This window comes from Peribacillus sp. FSL E2-0218, assembly GCF_037992945.1.
Lineage (GTDB): Bacteria > Bacillota > Bacilli > Bacillales > DSM-1321 > Peribacillus > Peribacillus simplex_B.
Genome location: NZ_CP150304.1, coordinates 2,497,002 through 2,514,633, shown reverse-complemented (window position 1 = coordinate 2,514,633; position 17,632 = coordinate 2,497,002). Strand labels below are relative to the sequence as shown.

The window sequence follows — 17,632 nt, the reverse complement described above, 5'->3', positions numbered from 1 at the left end:
TTTTATTTTTGTCTCATTTCCTGATACATTTTAATCATTTCAGCAACTAAATCACTAATTGTCTCTGCACTCATCATTTGATCTTCTGCATGCATTAGCAGCAATGAAAATTCCACCTTTTGTCCGGAAGCCTCCTGCTGGATAAGCGCTGCATGGGCATGGTGGCCTTCTAGCATATAAGTCCGAGATTCTTTCAGCTTTTCCTCGGCCGCATCATACCGGCCATCCCGCGCTTCATATAAGGCTTCCATTACCAAGCTTTTTGCTGTTCCTACATTACTGATAATCTGAAACGCTACCGCTTCCATTTCTTCCATGGCTATTCCCTTCTTCCTTGTTGCGCGTATGTTTGGTGATGGTGATACAGGGCACCGATCATGCCCGCATCATTGTTCAATTGACAGGCATCGATGCAATCTCCGTTTATATATCCATTTAACGATTCGACCCGCCTTCTTAGCTCAGGAATCAGTTCTTCCCTTACGCTTACAGCTCCTCCAAGCAAGATTTTGCTTGGATTAAAGAGGAAATACAAATTATGTAGTCCGATGGCAAGACTATCATAAAATCGTTCAACCTCTTCCAGTGCGATGGGATCCTGAGCTTCATAGGCTTGAAATATATCCAAACCTGTCAATTCGGCTGCTTGAAGTCCTTTCCGTACGGCATATCGCTCTCTTAAGCCTGTAATCGAACCATTCCAGCTCAATGTATTTTTTAAAGCCGCCCCGCTTTCAATACCATGGGTGATCATGTATCCAAATTCACCGGCCCCAAATGAAACGCCGCGGTATAACCGATCATTGATGAAAACCGCCCCGCCAACACCAGTGCCCACTGTCATGCAGAGGAAATTTTCATGTTCCTTTGCTTTGCCTTTCCATTTCTCGGCAAGGGCGACACAATTCACATCATTTTCGACCGTGACTGGAAGCTTCGTCATTTCTTCCATATAGTTTTTTATGTTGAAGCCATCAAAATCCTTGATGGCTCCTCCTACTTCGATAAATCCCGTTTCGTTGTTGACAAATCCGGGGGCACTGAGGGCGACCCCTCGTAAGCTCGGAAAAAGGGAAACCTTAGCCAATATGGCTTGAAGGATGACTTCCCCGTTATTACGAACCGTTGGAAATGCTCCCTTTTCCAATATGTCCCCGGATTCGGTCAGTAAGCCGTATTTTATTTCTGTTCCGCCTATGTCAAAGGCTAAGTAGTTGGACATGAGCTGCCACCCCCGTAACTCTCTACATATTTTTGATGGTAAAATATAGCCCAGGGCCAAACTTCGATAACTGAAAAACCTGTTTAAGGTGCTTCACCGCTTCCTCGATATTGAGTGGGGTCTTGGCTTCGAAAACCGCTTGGACCCGATTGGCGGATAAAAGGACAGTCTGGATCTGTTCATCTTCGTATTGCGAGAAGAAGTCACTAAGATAAGCTATTTGCCCGCAATTCATTTGAATTCGATAAGTGTTCATTCCTTCTCCTTTCTATGCCGGTAAGTCGTTATTGCTGGATTCCGATGATTGCTGGATGGACGCAGCCTTATTCGAGGCCAGCACAAACGGCAGGTAGACTAGCGTTGAAACGGCAAGGCAAATGAGTCCGATAAACAAGGCCATCCAGTTCCCGCCTGTACCGAAGAAGGCAATCAGCGGACCAGGCGTCGTCCAAGGCACAGCATAGGCAATAGGCGGTATCAGCTTCGTGCTGATCGCGATATAACCAATCAAGATGTTTACAGCAGGTACCAGGATGAAGGGGAAGATCAATATCGGATTAAGGACGACAGGCAATCCAAAAATGATCGGTTCGTTGATGTTAAAGATACCCGGGGCAATGGATAGCTTCCCGATATCACGGTAATCCTGTCTCCTTGATGCAATGAAAATCGCTATGATCAATCCCAAGGTCATGCCAGACCCGCCGTAGTTGGCGAATGCATCATTGATAGCCCACGTGACGGGGTATGGCGCACCCCAAGCCGAGCCATGTGCGGCCACATAGTTAAGGTTTTCGAGGCCTGCCTCAGCAAACATTCCTTCTCTGATCGCCGCGATCGTATTGGGACCATGAATTCCGAATACCCAGAGAAGATTCGACACGATGGCCAAGAGCACCAATGAGAAAATATTCGTCCCCAAGTTTTTCAATGGGGTCTGAATCGCTGCATAAATCAATTCATGTATCCCATTTGGATAGATAGCTAATATGATTGCATTACCGACCGAGAATAAAACCGTAATGATGACGATGGGAAAAAGAACCTTGAACGTTCTTGCGATGGCAGGCGGCACCGATGCAGGCATCGTGATTTGCAGGCGCTTCGACCTGGACAATCGGCTGAAAATCTCACCTACAAGCAAACCGATGATCATGGCTACGAAAAGGCCCTGTGCGCCAACCCATTGGGTGGAAAGAAAACTGGCTCCGTCCACGACGGTATAAGCAGGATAGACGATGAAAAACGTCGAAAGGGCGGTCAATCCGCAAAGAAGGTCATCCGCCTTCATGGCAATCGCTATATTCCTGGCGATCAGAAAAACGATGAAAATGGATAAAATGCTGGTTGAACCATTCAATACTGGTGCAAATACCTGCTGGTAATCTGCTAAATTAGGAAATAACTTATTCAAGAACAGCAGTTTTGCAATGAACCCGTCCGGAGCCAGCACGGCAAAATTCAAGAGAACAATCAATGAACCTGCCAGTGTGATTGGAAAAGCTAAAATAAAAGCATCACGAATCGCGACAATATGTCTTTGCGAATTCAATTTAGCTGCGATAGGAACAAGGGCTTTTTCCATTACACGTTCAAAACCAGCCATGAATCCCATACTATACCCCCTAGAATCTATTTTTTTTTGGTTCTATCCAATCAGCTCTAAAGCACGATCGAGAATCGCACCCCCGTTCATCATTCCATAGGCTCTCATTTCTATGACTTCTACAGGCACCCTTCCTGCTACAATGGAATCCACCTGGGCTTTTTGATAACGGACCTGTGGACCTAATAAGACGACGTCGACTTCCTCCGCGGCTTTTGAACATTCCGATATGGGCAAGGCAACAATATCAATGTCGATGCCCTTCGCTTTGGCAGCATCATTCATTTTATTGACCAGCAAGCTTGTGGACATGCCCGCGGCGCATACCAATAGTATTTTTTTCATCGTTCATTCCTCCTTCAGGGAATTAGGTTGAATATTCTGTAAATTAACTCCATTTGTTTTGATCAATTCCTTATACCAATCGAAACTCTTTTTCTTTATCCGCCGCAGATCTTTTTCACTTTGTTCATCCCTGTTCACATATACGAAACCATAGCGTTTCTTGTACCCGTTCAGCCAGCTTAGAATATCCGTGAATGACCAAGTGCAATAACCGATCAAATCGGCGCCGTCACAGATGGCATCCTGACAGGCCAGTATGTGGCTTTTCAAATATTGAATCCGATAATCATCATCCACTACGTCCCCATCTAGAAGCGTATCATATTCACCCAAGCCGTTTTCCGTAATGAGGATGGGGAGCCTGTATCTGCTGGTGAGCCTGCGAAGACCGATGCGAAGACCGGTCGGATCGATTTCCCAATCCCAATTCGTCGTTTCCAAGTGTGGATTTCGCTTCGACTTGAACAGACCGGGAATCCCGCTTTCCTCTGACGTTCCTTTCTTTCCAGTCGTATTCATGGCTCCCAGTTCGATGCCGTCAAGCGGGTTCATTTCAACGGTACCCGTCCGATAGTAATTGACCCCGATGAAGTCAGGCCTTCCAAAGGCGAGGAGTTCCATATCCCCTTCCAAAATTGTCGGCGCGATACCCTCCCTCTCAAGATATTTCATGCTAATTTTCGGATAGGTCCCCCAGCAATAAACATCCAGCCACCAATGGTTATTAAGATCCTCGGCATTTTCGAATGCAAGGATATTATCCGGCTTGCAAGTATAAGGATAGGTCGGTCCATATGCAAAACTTGGGCCGATCTTGCCGTCGGGTACAAACCTTCTGAACGATTGTATCGCCTTCGCATTTGCCAGGTTAGCGATATGATTGGCTTCGTACATCCTTTTAGGATCCTTCACCCCTGGCGGATGCAGCCCTGTCCGGTATCCTAAGCCAATGAATACATTTTGCTCATTCAAGGTGACCCAATACTTGACCCGCCCCCCAAAGCGCTTGAACAGGGTAATGCAATATTCGTTGAAGTCATGGATGATTTCCCTTGACTCCCAGGCACCATATTCCTCCATTAATGCTTGAGGAACATCCCAATGATAGACCGTCAAAATGGGTTCAATGCCGTATTTTATCAATTCGTCAATCAAGTCATCGTAAAATTTGAGCCCCGCTTCATTGACGTCCCCTTTTCCTTTTGGATAAATCCTGCTCCAGGCTACGGAAAAGCGATAGGTTTTCAAGCCCATTTCGGCCATCAAGGCAATGTCTTCCCGGTATCGGTGATAGTGGTCGACCGCCACATCCCCGTTCGTACCTTCGTAAGTCGTTCCATCCATTTTGGTGTAAACATCCCAGACGGAAGGACCTTTGCCATCCGCATTCCAAGCTCCTTCCACTTGATAAGCAGCTGATGCAGAACCCCAAAGAAAGTCATCCGGGAAAGATTGTTTCGTTTGATGAATCATTTTTTCACCTCTTTCTACAAAGAATTGTATCCGCTTTCAACATCACGGTAAATACCATTACTCCTTTCTGTTTTTTGTGCCGCCGGTTGTCATCTGTCACAAAAAAGAAACAGGGTGTTTCCAATCATTTGTAAAGTTCTTTTGCAATTGCCTCTAAAAGGTAAACGACAGGTATTTGTGTCGTTATATTCGATTTGCCGCTGTATTCCTCAGTAACGAAATAAGCTATATTCAAATCGGAAATCCTTGCAATCGTGCTGACCTTATTATTCGTTATGCTGACAATGGTGCTTCCCACTTCTTTGAATCCTTTGATCAGATCAACGATTTCCGATGTTTCTCCAGACACGCTCAAGGCAATTGTCACACTATTACTGGAATACTTCGAATGGATCGGAAAAAAAGGATCCTTAATATAAATGGACGATTTCCCCAGGCTCGAAACGTAGCGTGACCCATATTCGGCCATGATGCCAGAGCTGCCGATGCCCAAAAATATCACACTTTCTGCCTTGGCAATCAATTGTGCGGTTTCTTGGATATATGATTCGAAACTTCCTTTTAACGTCCTTTCGACAAACTCCGATAAAGAATGCTGAGTACTTTTAAGCTTGATAGGCTGTTTTTCGTTCATGAACAATTTAAGCTTCACTTTAAATTCCGAATAACCGGAGCAATCGACCTTCCTGCAAAAACGAAGAATGGTAGAGGTGGAAACATGCGTTTCATCCGCTAGCTCCCTAATTCTCATATAAGCCACCTTCTGGGCATTTTTGGTGATATAACCGTATAAAGAGCATTCCAATTCATTAAAAGATGCAATGGCTTCTCTAGTAAACATATAATTTCCCCTTTTTTGTGTCAGTTGATGACTAAAGTCACAATTTCATTTCCATACTCGTATGTATATTTCGATTTCTATGCCATTTTAACCTTTTATTACTCACATTTGATGATTTATTCGAAAACAGCTTCCCTTAAGGGTTGAAAATGAAAAAAGCCATGCACTAGGTGGGCCATCGCTTTTTTCATAGCGACAGGGTCCTTATATCATCCTGCTAGATTATTAGCTTGTAAAGGATATGTCGATTAGATCCGTAATCGTGAACGTGATTCATCCCTGTTTTTTTACGATCGATCATATCGTAATGTTGCCCAAGGCGCCAAGCCACTCCGCACAACCGAACGTAACATGATGCCAAATGGCTGCTACTGAATGATCATCGGTCATCTGTTTTTCCCCACTTTTTACAAGTTCGTTCCGCTTGGATTCCAAGCTGTTACACTTTCAAACAACGCAAACCATGATATAGGCGAACCCTTTTTCGCAGATGAATGGGTGAATGCTGAATGCACCGACTATGTGACATACCATTTGTTAATGAAATCAAAATTAGCAAGTTAACGATAATCGGAAATGATCTTACCATCTTTTGTTCCACGCAGATCCTAAAATATGAATCCCCGCTTTCGCATCGCGAACGTGAAAAGGACAGCACACTGAGTCAGCATGCTGTCCTTTAGATAGGTCATGATATTCCTTTAACACGAATAACAACCAAGTGTTTCTTCTCGCTTTACCTAGTATAGGTCGTTAGATGAAGCTCAAATCCTTCATTCCGTTTTCGATGACAATTCCTGTCACGATTTTCAACACACCCAGGGCATCATTTAGATTGACCAATTCTACGGGAGAGTGGGAGTATCTTCGTGGCGTTGCCACCACTCCCACTGGTATGCCTTTATTCGCTGATGTCAAACTTGCTGCATCAGTCGTATAGCCGTCCCCGATTAGAGTAATGGTTTGCAAGGGGATACTTGCTTTCATTGCCTGCTCTTCAACGATTTCCCTAACTTTGGGATGGATATAGTTAAAAGCCATGCCACCTCTTACACCATCAGCAATCGGGCAGGCTGGGCCCGCACCGAGGTAGACGGGAAGTGATATTTCCGTATCTATATCGGGTGTATCACCGGCCGGGATCGTGTCTAGAACAATGGCATAATCAGGTTCGATGGCATTTCCTGCCATTACGGCACCCTGGAGGCCGACTTCTTCTTGGACCGTTACGACCCCGAACAGCTTACCGGCAAATTCAACCCCTTGCAGTTCTTTAAATAGCTCGATCAAGATTGCACAGTGAATTCTATTATCGACGGATTTAGTGGAAACAAGATCTTTATCGGCCATTTCCATAAAATCGCTTTGAAATACGATGGGGTCCCCTATTCTTATTCCAAGTCCTTCCACCTCTACCCGAGAGGAAGCCCCGACATCTATGTAACATTCACGTGTTGTTTTGACCCGCATACTTTCCTCGGGAGTTTGCATATGACCTGCCTTGATTCCGATTATGCCTGGTAATTTCCGTGTCGTGATCCAGACTTTCCTTCCCAGCAATAATTGATCGGAAACTCCTCCTACCTTATCGAACATGATAAAACCATTCGGTAAGATATTTTTCACGCAAAAACCTACTTCATCGGAATGACTCGAAATCATCACTTTGGGTCCTGGACCGTTGCCGTTTTTTATCGCGATTACATTCCCATTTCGATCCACCTTTACCTCATCCGCTAATGGCAGCAACCTCTCCTGCATATATTTAACGACTTCTTGCTCAGAACCAGAAACGCCTACTAATCCAGTTAACTCTCTTAATGACTCTTTGATTCTTTCTTTCACTGCTTCATCCTTGAGTGAGTGTCCGATTCTTTTTTCGATCATGTCGGCATTTTTCATCTAAATTCCTCCCTTTGTATACGATTGGTACTTCATTGGATTCCATTTATCGGATATGGATCCTTTATACCCATCATGTTCAGTGATATCCGTTAAATGGTTGGAGAACTTTTCATGTCTGAAGATACCGGTAGCTTTTTAGTGAAATAACTGACGACCAGCATGAAAAATATATTTATGCTCAAAGCAATGATGCCGACATTCAAATCCTTCATTACTTGTGGTAATAAGGGAAGCAAAGTGCCTATGGTGGCATTTGTAATCGTCATGTATGCAACAGTGATGACTCCTGCCAACATGCCGGCAGCCGCTCCTTGTTTCGTGACCATATTATTCTTCGCCAGGCTAAAGAGGACTGCCGGGAACAATTGAGTGATAAAGCTATAGGCCATAAGGAGAAGGGTTACGATGGAGTTGCCTCCATTGAATGTAAAATAGACGCAAATAAGTGAAATGACAGGTACCAGCATTTTGGAAGTTGTGGAAATTTGCCTTTCGGTAGCTAGGGGCCTAACCACTTTATATACGTTCTTGGATAATGATACGGATGCTGTCATCAAAAGCATGGAGCCAGGAACCAAAGCCGTCAATAAGCCTGCGGCGCCAATCACCCCGACGAACCAAGGATCGAACGTTTGGATGGATACACGCAGGAGTGCGAGGTCTGTATCCGCTCCTTGCAAACCAGGCACTTGCTTGATCGCCGCAAATCCTACAAAAAAGACGAATAATAGCATCAAAGTATAGAGTGGGGTTATAACGGCATTTTTACGAATCGCTTTAGGGCTGGATGCCGTATACGTGGCTACAAAAAGATGCGGCCACATTAACCCGCCAATGCTCGTCATCACCACGGTGGATATGAACCAAGACACACCAAGGCCACTATCAGGCAGCTTGAGAAAATCCGGATTGGTCGCCTGGATTTCTCTAAACATCGGTTCTATTCCACCGTAGTAATGAAAAGGAATATAGATCCCAATAAATAGAACCACCCCGAATATTAATATGTCTTTGATTATCGCGGTCATCGCAGATCCGTGAATACCTGAAATCATCACATAAACTGTCACGGAAATGACGCCGATCCAAGTCGCGGCAGTAGGGGAAATGGCCCCATATGATGCTTCGGAGACAATGATGCCAAGGCCCTTCAGTTGAAGGACAATGTAGGGAATCATCGATATGACGCCAATAAGGGCAGTGATGATCCCTAAAAAGGAACTATTATACTTACTTGCAAAGAAATCCGATTGAGACACCAGTCCATGAACCTTTGCATATTTCCAGACATTTGGATACATCCAATAAAAAATGCAGTAAATAAGGCTTAAATAGGCGATGATATAAAAGGCAGGTCCACCCTTTCCATATGCCCATGAACTGGCCCCGAGAAATGTGAACGTTGTATACGATTCTCCCGCCATCAAAAGGAAAACCAAAATCGTTCCAAATCCCCTTCCGCCAACGGCCCATTGCTCAAGATTCATTTCCTTTCCTTTTTTTGCATTTATTCCGATGTATACAACGAGTAGGAGAAAACCAAACAGCACAAAGAGCGAGGCGTTCATTCCATGTCACCGCCTTCACGATTGGCGGGGTCCAGTTTAAAAACGATCGCCATGATTATGGATGTTAGAACCACCCATAAAACGATCCAAAACATGATGAACGGCAATCCAAGTACAAACGGTTCTACACGATTAACAAAAGGGAGAGAAAAAAGCATTCCGAGAAAGGGAATCATACTTAAATAATGGCCCAACTTCATTGCGCAACACTCCTTCATATTAAATTCGATTAATCGGTATGGAAAAAGTCGAATTGGAAAATTTCCATCATGCAGCGGCAAGGGAACGGCGGACTATAATGGATAGCCACGATCCTTGTATCCCGGATTACACATCTACCTCCTGCTTTCCGACGTTTTGCAGTTCATTTTGGGCTATCGGCTTCACCTCCTCTCATCGTTTTCATTCAAGGTAGCGATAGGGATATAAGGAACTTGAACACCGCTTTACCTTTTACGTTTGTTCATGGACATGCCGTAAAAGGGGACCATCGACTGTACGGAATAAGAGTGCCTTTCCCTCACAGCTGGCATATTCAAGCAATGAAACGGCACCTTCTTTCATTTCCAATTGAACATCGATCCGAACAGGAAGTTTCATCAACGTATTTACGATTTCCCTAGCGGCACCAGGGGTGAAGACTTCGGAAAATCGAATGACCATATCGATATCGCTTTTCGAGGTGACGGTTTCTCTTCCTGTTGCCAGCTCGAAACCGACACTCCCAGTCGGTCCCCACAAAACCGAATACTGTTCCATTAAATCACTGACTGGCTCCAAACATTGAAAAATCCTGCTCGAATGCTGCCGCCAGCCTTTTTCCTGTGCCAATTGCTCGGGAGAGATTCGATTCATGACGGATTCAATGGGGAAAAATGCAGCGAATCGTTCCTTTCTTTCAAACCCGCGCACCCCCACCGCCACCTGGCCATTGGGTGCACGGGAACGGCGCACGACGACGTATGGGGATATCGCAAGTGATGACTCCGCCCAATGTGGCATAGGGGCATGGGTGATTACATCACCGATTCCTTTAATCCGTAACAAGTCATGTGGATTTAGCTCCATTGGTCCATCAGCTTTTCTCTCACTAAAATGGATGCCGCCCGTCCACCTGATTGAGCCAATCGAGAAGTTAATCGAACACGTAAATCTCTGGATCCATCCTGCTCTATGTCTTGAATTGCCATGAGGATCTCTTTTTGCAGGACATCGCGGTCATTTTCACCAGGATCGTCGGCATTCAATCCATCCACCAATGAATGCAGGGCTCCAAGCTGTTCGAATGATTCAATATCATAAGCCATTGCGGGCACCTTTTTCGCCGCAGCCTCCAATTCGTCGATGCTTCTATTCGTAATGCGTGCTGCAGATTGCTTTGACATGACATGTACATTCACACCTGGATCACGAAGGGCAATTAATCGCTGTGCCTGCATCCCATGTGATAGAAAAGCACCGGATATGGCTTTACCGGGAATGAAGGAAATGACGGGGTGACCTTCCAAACGGGCGGTGACATAAGCATCAACGGCAGCTGCACAAGATTGATGGATGCCCAGCAATTCTTCGAGATGCCCGTATGCCTGGCTGGGAACATCGACGATTGCTACGATCGCTCGCTTTTCTCCATTTCGATCTGCTTCGATTGCTTCCCGAACATGTTTCGCAATCGCCCACCCCTCCTGAAGGCCCACCTCGCCATGCCTAACTCTTGGAAAGCGGTTTTTAGCATCAGGCACTACGGTGATATAGCGAACCTTTTTCGTACCAATGAAAGCATCGGAAACCCTAACGGAAGGAATATCGCCTATTTCCGGGGCATCGGCGGTTAGCAGATCAAACCACGTCTGTCCGCGGCTGGTGGATTTTTCTCCGTGTATGTCAGCTTTTTGCTTAGTCAGGGAACCAGAAATGAATGGTTTCCATGTTTCCTGTACATCTTCAGGAGTTAATCGCTTTGCTGGATTGATTGTCTTTAAAAATGCACCGTGCCGCTTCACCTGAATGGACCTTTGATCAGTAACCATGTCCCCATTCATTATGGAAAGAACGGCATCTTTAACTGCTTCCGTATCATCATCGATCAATAAATCCGCCAAACCTGAAGACCTACGCTGATCACCGCCCATCGTACCCCAAATTAACGGCCTGTCTTTCGAATCGAATTCCCGGATACCCGCTTCCTGCTCGATCACCTCAGGCCCATTCAACCCAAGTCGGCCTTCTCTTGTCATGATGATGGCACTGCAAAGGCCAGCTGTAATCGACATCCCGCCGAATGCGCCAATTCCTCCGGGAATGAGGGCGATGACAGGAACATGGCGGCGAATGGCAACAATGGCTGAACCAATTTCGGCAATCGAGAGCAAACCATAATTGGCTTCCTGCAGTCTCACTCCTCCTGTATCCAAAATTAGGATTGGAACCGTCTTCGTTCCAGCTTCGCACTCATTTAATGCCAGCTCGAGCGAACCAGCGATTTTTGCACCAGATACCTCGCCGATGCCCCCGCCTTGAAATTTCCCTTCAATGGAAATCACGAGTGCCTCATGTCCATTAACGGTACCTTTCACTACAATGACCCCATCATCACTTTGCGGGACGATTCCTTGTTGCTCTAGATGTGGTGACTCCATTCCGTCGAATGGGCCAAGAAGTTCTTTACCTGTTCCAGCATCCAGTAATTTCATCGCTCTCTCTCGTCCACTGCATTCCACAAAACTGTTAGTTAATTTTTGAATCATGGAAGCTCACCTCCAGTGCCTGCGCAAGGCGGATAGCGACAACCCCCGGCGTTGCACCAAAGTCATTGATTTTCACTTTGGCGGCGAAATCATGCTGCGTGAAGAAGCGATGAATGACAGCTTTCCATGTATCTTGGTAACCCATTATTCCCGTTCTTATGATCACTTCCGCCTGCAGGACATCGCTCGGTTCCATCATCACTTCCAAATCACCCGATCCGACTACTCCAACATGCGCTGAAGCGGCAATTTTTCTAGTGGCAGGAAATGTGTATGTGATCTTTTCCAATTGAAGCACCTCCTAATATGTGCAGCCAAATGCATTTTGCACCTCAGCCTCGATTCTATTTGGTTCGAGCTTGTCTAAGAACAGCGTAGCAGCCAGCAGGTCGGCGCTTCCGCCAGGAGAGATATCATGGAGCATGAACTCTTCATTAAGGGAATCCAGCCCTTCAAGTCTCCCAGTCGATAAAATTTCGGCAGACCGCTTCTTAGCAAATAGGAGCGCCCCGCGACCTCCCCGATGCAAAATGCAAGTATCATCCAAAACGGAAATTAACGCTAAAAGTGAATGAAGCCGCGCCTCATTTTCGGGCAACCCGTTAGCTCTAGAACGGTGCAGCATGGGCAAGGATACGTTCCTGATATGAGGGAATTCTCGCTGGGCTTCCCCTCTTGCGCCAAGTACCCCGTATTTTTTTTGGGCCATCATGCCATTGGTGACAGTGATGGAAGAATGACAGTCTGGATATCTTGCCGTTTCCCCAGCAAGTGCAAGGACTTCTTTAATGGTATGGCTGCCCGTTCCCATCGCGGCCGCTGAAACGAGCAGGCCCATCGCCCAAATCGCTCCTTTATGCGTATTGACGCCCCCGGTCGCTTTGAACATGCACGTTTCGCCTTCACGGCCGATCGTAGCAATTTCTCTTCTTAATGAAAGGGAAGGGGATCTTCCATGGCTTATATAGGCGATGCGTGCAAAGGTTTCTTGAAGTGATAAAGCCGATTTTCTCATAAGGTGAATGGACAAATCTTGGTGTGATCCATCATTGTCCAGATCGACGAGGCCTGGTTTTGGAGTCAGCTCGACTTCTTCCATTAAAGAAAGAATCGCTGCTTCAGCTAACCAGCTGGACACTGCCGCCTTTTCCTTGCTCACTATGACACCTCCCGGTTACCAGATTTTAAACTTATCCGGCGGTTCATATAACCCATCGGACCACTGAACGAGTTCCTCGATATTTTTTGCGGCAAGCAATGAACGTTTTGCCTCCGATCTTCGTATGTTCAAATCTTCTGGAAGGGCAACCAATCCTTCACGCCGCAAGTTTTCGGTTTTCTTGGGATCATGCATCATGCCGACTGGTGTAACCCCTGCAATCGCAGCAATGGCCTCTCTCCTTTTTTCCATGCTGTCCGCTTTGTATAAATAAGCGATGCCTTCCTCCGTCACTACATGTGTGACATCATCGCCATAAATCATCACCGGCGCTATCGCAAGGCCGGTTTCTTTTTTTACGTCTATCGCATCCAATGATTCAACGAATATAGGTTTGTGCCCCGATTGGAAGGTTTCGACCACTTGTACAACCAATTTCTTTCCGCGGGCGAGCGGATCATCGGAAGTCATCATGTTTAACCAAGCCGGAGTGGAATGCCTCCGCCCTCCTGGATCATGTCCCATATTCGGTGCGCCTCCGTAACCGGCCAGCCGTCCCCGTGTTACAGTGGAAGAATTACCGTCCTTGTCCATTTGCAGGGTCGAACCGATGAATAAGTCGACTGCATATTGCCCTGCCATCTGCGACAGTGCCCTGTTCGAACGCAGGCTGCCATCACGGCCGGTAAAAAAAACATCTCTGCGGGCTGCCACATATTTCTCCATACCGACTTCCCCCCCAAAACAGTGAATGCTGTCGATCCAGCCGCTTTCAATGGCCGGAATGAGTGTCGGGTGGGGATTCAACGCCCAATGCTTGCATATTTTGCCCTTCAAACCTAGTGATTCCCCATAGGTAGGGAGCAGCAATTCAATGGCTGCCGTGTTATATCCAATCCCATGATTCAAAGATTGAACTTCATGCTTTTCATAAATGCCGCGAATGACCATCATCGCCTGCAAAATTTGAATATCGGTAATATGCCGGGGATCACGTGTGAATAATGGTTCAAGTTGGTAGGGAGTAGTAGCGACTACAATATAATCAATCCAAGAAGCAGGTATATCGACACGTGGCAACTCATCTGTGAGTTCATTTACCTGAACGATGACAATTCCATCCCGAAATGCGGTCGCTTCAATGATGGTGGGGGTTTCTTCTGTATTGGGGCCGGTGTAAAGATTCCCATGTCGGTCCGCTTTATCCGCAGCTACCAGCGCAACGGCAGGAATCAAATCAATGAAAAGCCGTCCATATAGTTCGACATATGTATGCAGCTCACCAATGTTCAGTTTCCCATCCTCAAGCATTTGAGCAATCCGGAGACTTTGCGGGCCGGCAAAGGAAAAATCGATTTTTTTTGCAATCCCCCGTTCAAAAAGGTCCAAATGCTCCGGTCTGGATATGCTGGACATAATCATGTGCAGGTCGAACAATTCCTTTTCATTCACATTGGCAAGGGCTTCGGAAAGGAAGGAGGCCTGCTTTTGATTATTCCCTTCAAGCACTACACGATCATGGGGCCTGATAAGCTTTTCCAACACATCTACGATCCGATCGGTCGGAATCATCATCCCATTGACGAGATCCTTCACATTGTCCATCCGTTTTTTCTTTTGCTCAAGCCTTTTAGACCATGATCGTTTTTGCTTGACTACCTGATTCATCGATTCCATCATTTCATTCCCCTCTCTAGTATTTTGCTGTTTCACGCTTGACGATGAACAGACAATCATCAAATCCGTTTTCTGTTGTTGACATGATCCTGGCATCGGGTAACGCTCTCGCGGCTAGACGAGACAAAACATTGCCCGGAGGCATTTCAATGAATAATCGTGTTCCATTTTCGAATAAAACGGTAGACATATCATGCCACTGGACAGGATAGGAGATGCCTTCAGCCAGATCCCGGCGAATGGCTTCAGCTTCGAACAACAGCCGGGCCCTTCGGTTGCCTGCGTACGGAATTAATGGACGATAGAACGGGATATCATGTAGGGCTTCGCCTAGTTCTGCCGTAACGTTTGAAAGGAGCGGACAATGGGAGGGTACGGGTACATTCAACAGCGATACACTGCAGGCACCTTTCTCTCTCGCTTCGTTAAAAATCGTTTGAATTGCGGAAATGGCACCTGATAACGTGATTTGATCCGGAGCGTTCTTGTTCGAAATGTATACTGGGTTTTGTTCATCATGGTGTTTGCTGACAAGTGACTGCAGGATACCTGCCGTCATTCCGGTAACCACGCCCATGCCATATCCTTGTGGATAGGCCCGCTCCATAAGCTCACCTCGAAGCTTGACGATGTTTATGGCATCTTTGAAGTCGATGACGCCGGCAGCAACAGCCGCACTGAAAGCGCCGACTGAATGGCCAGCGACAAAATCGGGGAAAACGCCTTCGGCTTCAAATGCCCTGAAACCAGCAATACTTGCTGTCAATAGGGAAATCTGGACGGAAGTGGTCGAGGAAAGTGACTCCTTTGTGTGATGAAGAAAAACGTTTTCATCCAATGCTTCACTTGCTGCAAGGAGCACTTCCTTGACTGCATGGCCACCTGGAAGTTCCAGAAATAGCCCGGGTTTTTGGGAACCTTGTCCAGGAAACAAAAATGCAACCTTCACAAAGTCCTCCTCCTTTCAAATTCAAGTGCCTATTATCGAAGCTTTTTTTGAATGCTGGAAATCACATCTATATTATGTTTTTGCAACAAAATCGATAAGTCCGTCATATTTTGTTCATTTAGCAATTGGAGGATGGTTTCATGCTCATCAATCGATTTTTCGATGTTTCCTTCATTGGCAAATGAAAGACTTTGGATCCTTAATAGCGGCCAGCCAAGTCGGGAATACATGGCTTTGATCGTTTCACTTTTACTCATCTTGATCAGGCACATATGGAAGGAGTGGTTCAATTGCGTATACGATTGGATATCATTTGTTTTCTTCATGTCTGTAAGAAGCTGACTCATTTCCATTAGCAGCTCTGGACTTGTTCCATGCTTCTTGATCCGTTCAATCGCCATATTCTCTAACATGTTCCGAATTTCGAGCAAATCGTATATTTCATTTTCGGTATATTCTTTTACAATGGCGCCTTTACGGGGGATTCTTTCCACCAATCCTTCAATGGTCAGTAAATATATCGCCTCACGGACAGGTGCTCTGCTCGTGCCGTATTCTTGGGCATAATTGAGTTCAACCAATTTTTCTCCTGGTTTGAGGATGCCGGTTATGATTTGTTCTGAAATGTGTTCGGCAATGGCTTTGGATAATGCGTTATTCAATAATTTAGTTGAACCCATGCTGCTCCCTCGCTTTCGAAATACTGTCGACTGTCGGTTTAATTATACAAATAATTAATTGATAATTCAATGTTTTCTGTTAATTAACTAGGTAATTTCTGTCATTTGATGTTGAATCCCATCCACCGAGAAAAATGTCAGACATACATGAAGGATATGGACAGGAATTGGAGCGCAGTATTCCCAAAGGTATGACTGTTCGTTCTGGTTCACGGCGCAGATAAAGAATGGTGTCCCTGCGGTTTCGTTTCCTTTATTCAATGGCTATGACAGACACCATGTTTAGCGAATATAAACCTCAACAATCATTTTTTGGAACCACCTCCTTTCAAGGGATAATATCCATAATGATGAACTTTGTCCGTCTTCAAATTCATCAAGGATGAAAAACAGCAGAAAAATAAATGCCTGTCCCTTTTCACGAAATGGGACAGGCATTTATTTTGGGAAGTGTGTTTCTGTCTTCACCTGGCCGCCTCTGATGACACCTTCGATTAAAAGTGCTTCAATACCTGGCTGCCGAGCTATTTTAACATCTTACATATTTGCGTTTGAAACCAAGCCTGCCTCTTTGAATTTCTTTTTCAATACTGTCAGAAGCATGTAGGTAACTGTTTTTCTTCTTATCTCGTTTAACTTCTACTGTCCCAACCGTCTTTGCGGTTTCGACTGCCTTTTCATGAAGGGGCAAATAGGAAATGCCCACATTGTATAGGAAATTATTCATAGCGGATTTCGTTCGTTCAGGCGAATCATGAATAAAATCTTTCACGATATCAAGCATATTGGAAATCTTTATCTCGGAAAATTCATCGTCTTGACGATTGCCTAAAAGCCAGCAATAGCAACTCCAGCCCGCTGACATTCTCAGCTCATCGCCGCTTGAGATCCATTTGTCTGCAATATCTTGTGCAAGATCTGATTCCGATAAGGTGACGGCCACCACATTGTCGGAAAGCATATAAAAATACGCTCCATCCATCCAACGATTAAAATCTGATTCATTCATGGCTTTTGGATCTGCAATAATGCCTGCAAAGTACATCGCATCGTAGTTACCTGTGGCATAAAGCTCATCAGCTAAACGTTGATTTATTTTTATTTTCTTTGCAAGTGGCTTCATCGCACCAGTGGCCACGCCAAAAAGCGGCTCGTGAGCACCATTGGATATGTACATTTTTTTCGTACGTTCCTTACTGAGTGCTTCTAGCTCCTGCATAACTATATTGAAATCCATAGTTTTGTACGTCCTTTCTTAATTAGTTCCTGGTTAATTGTAAGCAACTTTTTTACTATCAAGTCTTCAACACTTCTCCATTTTACCATTATTCTAATAGAATCATCCTACATCTTCCGTACACAAACAAACACGGCCCCAATGAAATTCCATCCTTTTAATGTCTCAAGTGTCAAATTAAACGTTCATTCAAACATAACAAGCAATTTAAACAAACACCTAT

18 protein-coding genes are annotated in these 17,632 nt (G+C 45.3%); all 18 read right to left on the bottom strand.

All coding sequences use genetic code 11. From position 1 onward, the window contains the following. Positions 1-2: 2 nt before the first annotated feature. Positions 3-317 (bottom strand): PTS lactose/cellobiose transporter subunit IIA, encoded by a 315-nt coding sequence (locus MHI53_RS12080; RefSeq protein ID WP_061142842.1) that lies wholly within the window; start codon positions 315-317, stop codon positions 3-5. 2 nt (positions 318-319) lie between these two features. Next, complete coding sequence (locus MHI53_RS12075; protein WP_061142841.1) at positions 320-1,222, bottom strand: ROK family protein; 903 nt, start codon at positions 1,220-1,222, stop codon at positions 320-322. A gap of 22 nt (positions 1,223-1,244) precedes the next feature. Continuing rightward, positions 1,245-1,478: a hypothetical protein gene (locus MHI53_RS12070; protein ID WP_061142840.1), complete on the bottom strand. Its 234-nt coding sequence runs from the start codon at positions 1,476-1,478 to the stop codon at positions 1,245-1,247. A 12-nt stretch (positions 1,479-1,490) separates the two neighbouring features. Further along, the gene (locus MHI53_RS12065) at positions 1,491-2,837 is read right to left on the bottom strand and encodes a PTS sugar transporter subunit IIC (RefSeq protein WP_061142839.1); all 1,347 of its coding nucleotides are present in this window, start codon (positions 2,835-2,837) and stop codon (positions 1,491-1,493) included. 33 nt (positions 2,838-2,870) lie between these two features. After that, positions 2,871-3,173 (bottom strand): PTS sugar transporter subunit IIB, encoded by a 303-nt coding sequence (locus MHI53_RS12060; protein WP_061142838.1) that lies wholly within the window; start codon positions 3,171-3,173, stop codon positions 2,871-2,873. A gap of 3 nt (positions 3,174-3,176) precedes the next feature. Then, on the bottom strand, positions 3,177-4,646 hold the full coding sequence (locus MHI53_RS12055) for a glycoside hydrolase family 1 protein (protein WP_340373582.1): 1,470 nt from the start codon (positions 4,644-4,646) through the stop codon (positions 3,177-3,179). Between the two features lie 124 nt (positions 4,647-4,770). Beyond that, the gene (locus MHI53_RS12050) at positions 4,771-5,487 is read right to left on the bottom strand and encodes a MurR/RpiR family transcriptional regulator (protein ID WP_061142836.1); all 717 of its coding nucleotides are present in this window, start codon (positions 5,485-5,487) and stop codon (positions 4,771-4,773) included. 753 nt (positions 5,488-6,240) lie between these two features. Continuing rightward, a complete protein-coding gene (locus tag MHI53_RS12045) occupies positions 6,241-7,389 on the bottom strand; it encodes a M42 family peptidase (RefSeq protein WP_260320216.1) in 1,149 nt (382 codons plus the stop codon). A 92-nt stretch (positions 7,390-7,481) separates the two neighbouring features. After that, positions 7,482-8,960 (bottom strand): sodium:solute symporter, encoded by a 1,479-nt coding sequence (locus MHI53_RS12040; protein WP_340373581.1) that lies wholly within the window; start codon positions 8,958-8,960, stop codon positions 7,482-7,484. Further along, a complete protein-coding gene (locus tag MHI53_RS12035) occupies positions 8,957-9,160 on the bottom strand; it encodes a DUF3311 domain-containing protein (RefSeq protein ID WP_061142834.1) in 204 nt (67 codons plus the stop codon). The genes MHI53_RS12040 and MHI53_RS12035 overlap by 4 nt, the downstream gene beginning before the upstream one ends. Before the next feature lie 253 nt (positions 9,161-9,413). After that, complete coding sequence (locus MHI53_RS12030; protein WP_061142833.1) at positions 9,414-10,028, bottom strand: malonate decarboxylase holo-ACP synthase; 615 nt, start codon at positions 10,026-10,028, stop codon at positions 9,414-9,416. Then, positions 10,019-11,707, bottom strand: coding sequence for a biotin-independent malonate decarboxylase subunit beta (locus tag MHI53_RS12025; protein ID WP_061142832.1), 1,689 nt, complete (start codon positions 11,705-11,707; stop codon positions 10,019-10,021). Before MHI53_RS12025 ends, MHI53_RS12030 begins: the two co-directional genes overlap by 10 nt. Next, positions 11,688-11,996, bottom strand: coding sequence for a malonate decarboxylase subunit delta (locus MHI53_RS12020; RefSeq protein ID WP_061142831.1), 309 nt, complete (start codon positions 11,994-11,996; stop codon positions 11,688-11,690). Before MHI53_RS12020 ends, MHI53_RS12025 begins: the two co-directional genes overlap by 20 nt. Before the next feature lie 12 nt (positions 11,997-12,008). Beyond that, positions 12,009-12,866 (bottom strand): triphosphoribosyl-dephospho-CoA synthase, encoded by an 858-nt coding sequence (locus tag MHI53_RS12015; protein ID WP_081092454.1) that lies wholly within the window; start codon positions 12,864-12,866, stop codon positions 12,009-12,011. 15 nt (positions 12,867-12,881) lie between these two features. Further along, the gene (gene mdcA / locus MHI53_RS12010) at positions 12,882-14,534 is read right to left on the bottom strand and encodes a malonate decarboxylase subunit alpha (protein ID WP_061143001.1); all 1,653 of its coding nucleotides are present in this window, start codon (positions 14,532-14,534) and stop codon (positions 12,882-12,884) included. 25 nt (positions 14,535-14,559) lie between these two features. Continuing rightward, entirely contained in the window at positions 14,560-15,492 is a 933-nt protein-coding gene (locus MHI53_RS12005; protein ID WP_340373580.1) for a malonate decarboxylase subunit epsilon, read from the bottom strand. 32 nt (positions 15,493-15,524) lie between these two features. Continuing rightward, complete coding sequence (locus tag MHI53_RS12000; RefSeq protein ID WP_340373579.1) at positions 15,525-16,172, bottom strand: GntR family transcriptional regulator; 648 nt, start codon at positions 16,170-16,172, stop codon at positions 15,525-15,527. Positions 16,173-16,701: 529 nt separating this feature from the next. After that, positions 16,702-17,409, bottom strand: a complete 708-nt coding sequence (locus MHI53_RS11995) for a DNA alkylation repair protein (RefSeq protein ID WP_061142828.1) — start codon at positions 17,407-17,409, stop codon at positions 16,702-16,704. Positions 17,410-17,632: the final 223 nt, after the last annotated feature.

Bases quoted from the DNA above. Each gene is read 5' to 3' on its own strand.
- MHI53_RS12080 (WP_061142842.1), bottom strand. From the start codon at position 317: ATGGAAGAAATGGAAGCGGTAGCGTTTCAGATTATCAGTAATGTAGGA.
- MHI53_RS12075 (WP_061142841.1), bottom strand. From the start codon at position 1,222: ATGTCCAACTACTTAGCCTTTGACATAGGCGGAACAGAAATAAAATAC.
- MHI53_RS12070 (WP_061142840.1), bottom strand. From the start codon at position 1,478: ATGAACACTTATCGAATTCAAATGAATTGCGGGCAAATAGCTTATCTT.
- MHI53_RS12065 (WP_061142839.1), bottom strand. From the start codon at position 2,837: ATGGGATTCATGGCTGGTTTTGAACGTGTAATGGAAAAAGCCCTTGTT.
- MHI53_RS12060 (WP_061142838.1), bottom strand. From the start codon at position 3,173: ATGAAAAAAATACTATTGGTATGCGCCGCGGGCATGTCCACAAGCTTG.
- MHI53_RS12055 (WP_340373582.1), bottom strand. From the start codon at position 4,646: ATGATTCATCAAACGAAACAATCTTTCCCGGATGACTTTCTTTGGGGT.
- MHI53_RS12050 (WP_061142836.1), bottom strand. From the start codon at position 5,487: ATGTTTACTAGAGAAGCCATTGCATCTTTTAATGAATTGGAATGCTCT.
- MHI53_RS12045 (WP_260320216.1), bottom strand. From the start codon at position 7,389: ATGAAAAATGCCGACATGATCGAAAAAAGAATCGGACACTCACTCAAG.
- MHI53_RS12040 (WP_340373581.1), bottom strand. From the start codon at position 8,960: ATGAACGCCTCGCTCTTTGTGCTGTTTGGTTTTCTCCTACTCGTTGTA.
- MHI53_RS12035 (WP_061142834.1), bottom strand. From the start codon at position 9,160: ATGAAGTTGGGCCATTATTTAAGTATGATTCCCTTTCTCGGAATGCTT.
- MHI53_RS12030 (WP_061142833.1), bottom strand. From the start codon at position 10,028: ATGGAGCTAAATCCACATGACTTGTTACGGATTAAAGGAATCGGTGAT.
- MHI53_RS12025 (WP_061142832.1), bottom strand. From the start codon at position 11,707: ATGATTCAAAAATTAACTAACAGTTTTGTGGAATGCAGTGGACGAGAG.
- mdcA (WP_061143001.1), bottom strand. From the start codon at position 14,534: ATGAATCAGGTAGTCAAGCAAAAACGATCATGGTCTAAAAGGCTTGAG.
- MHI53_RS12000 (WP_340373579.1), bottom strand. From the start codon at position 16,172: ATGGGTTCAACTAAATTATTGAATAACGCATTATCCAAAGCCATTGCC.
- MHI53_RS11995 (WP_061142828.1), bottom strand. From the start codon at position 17,409: ATGGATTTCAATATAGTTATGCAGGAGCTAGAAGCACTCAGTAAGGAA.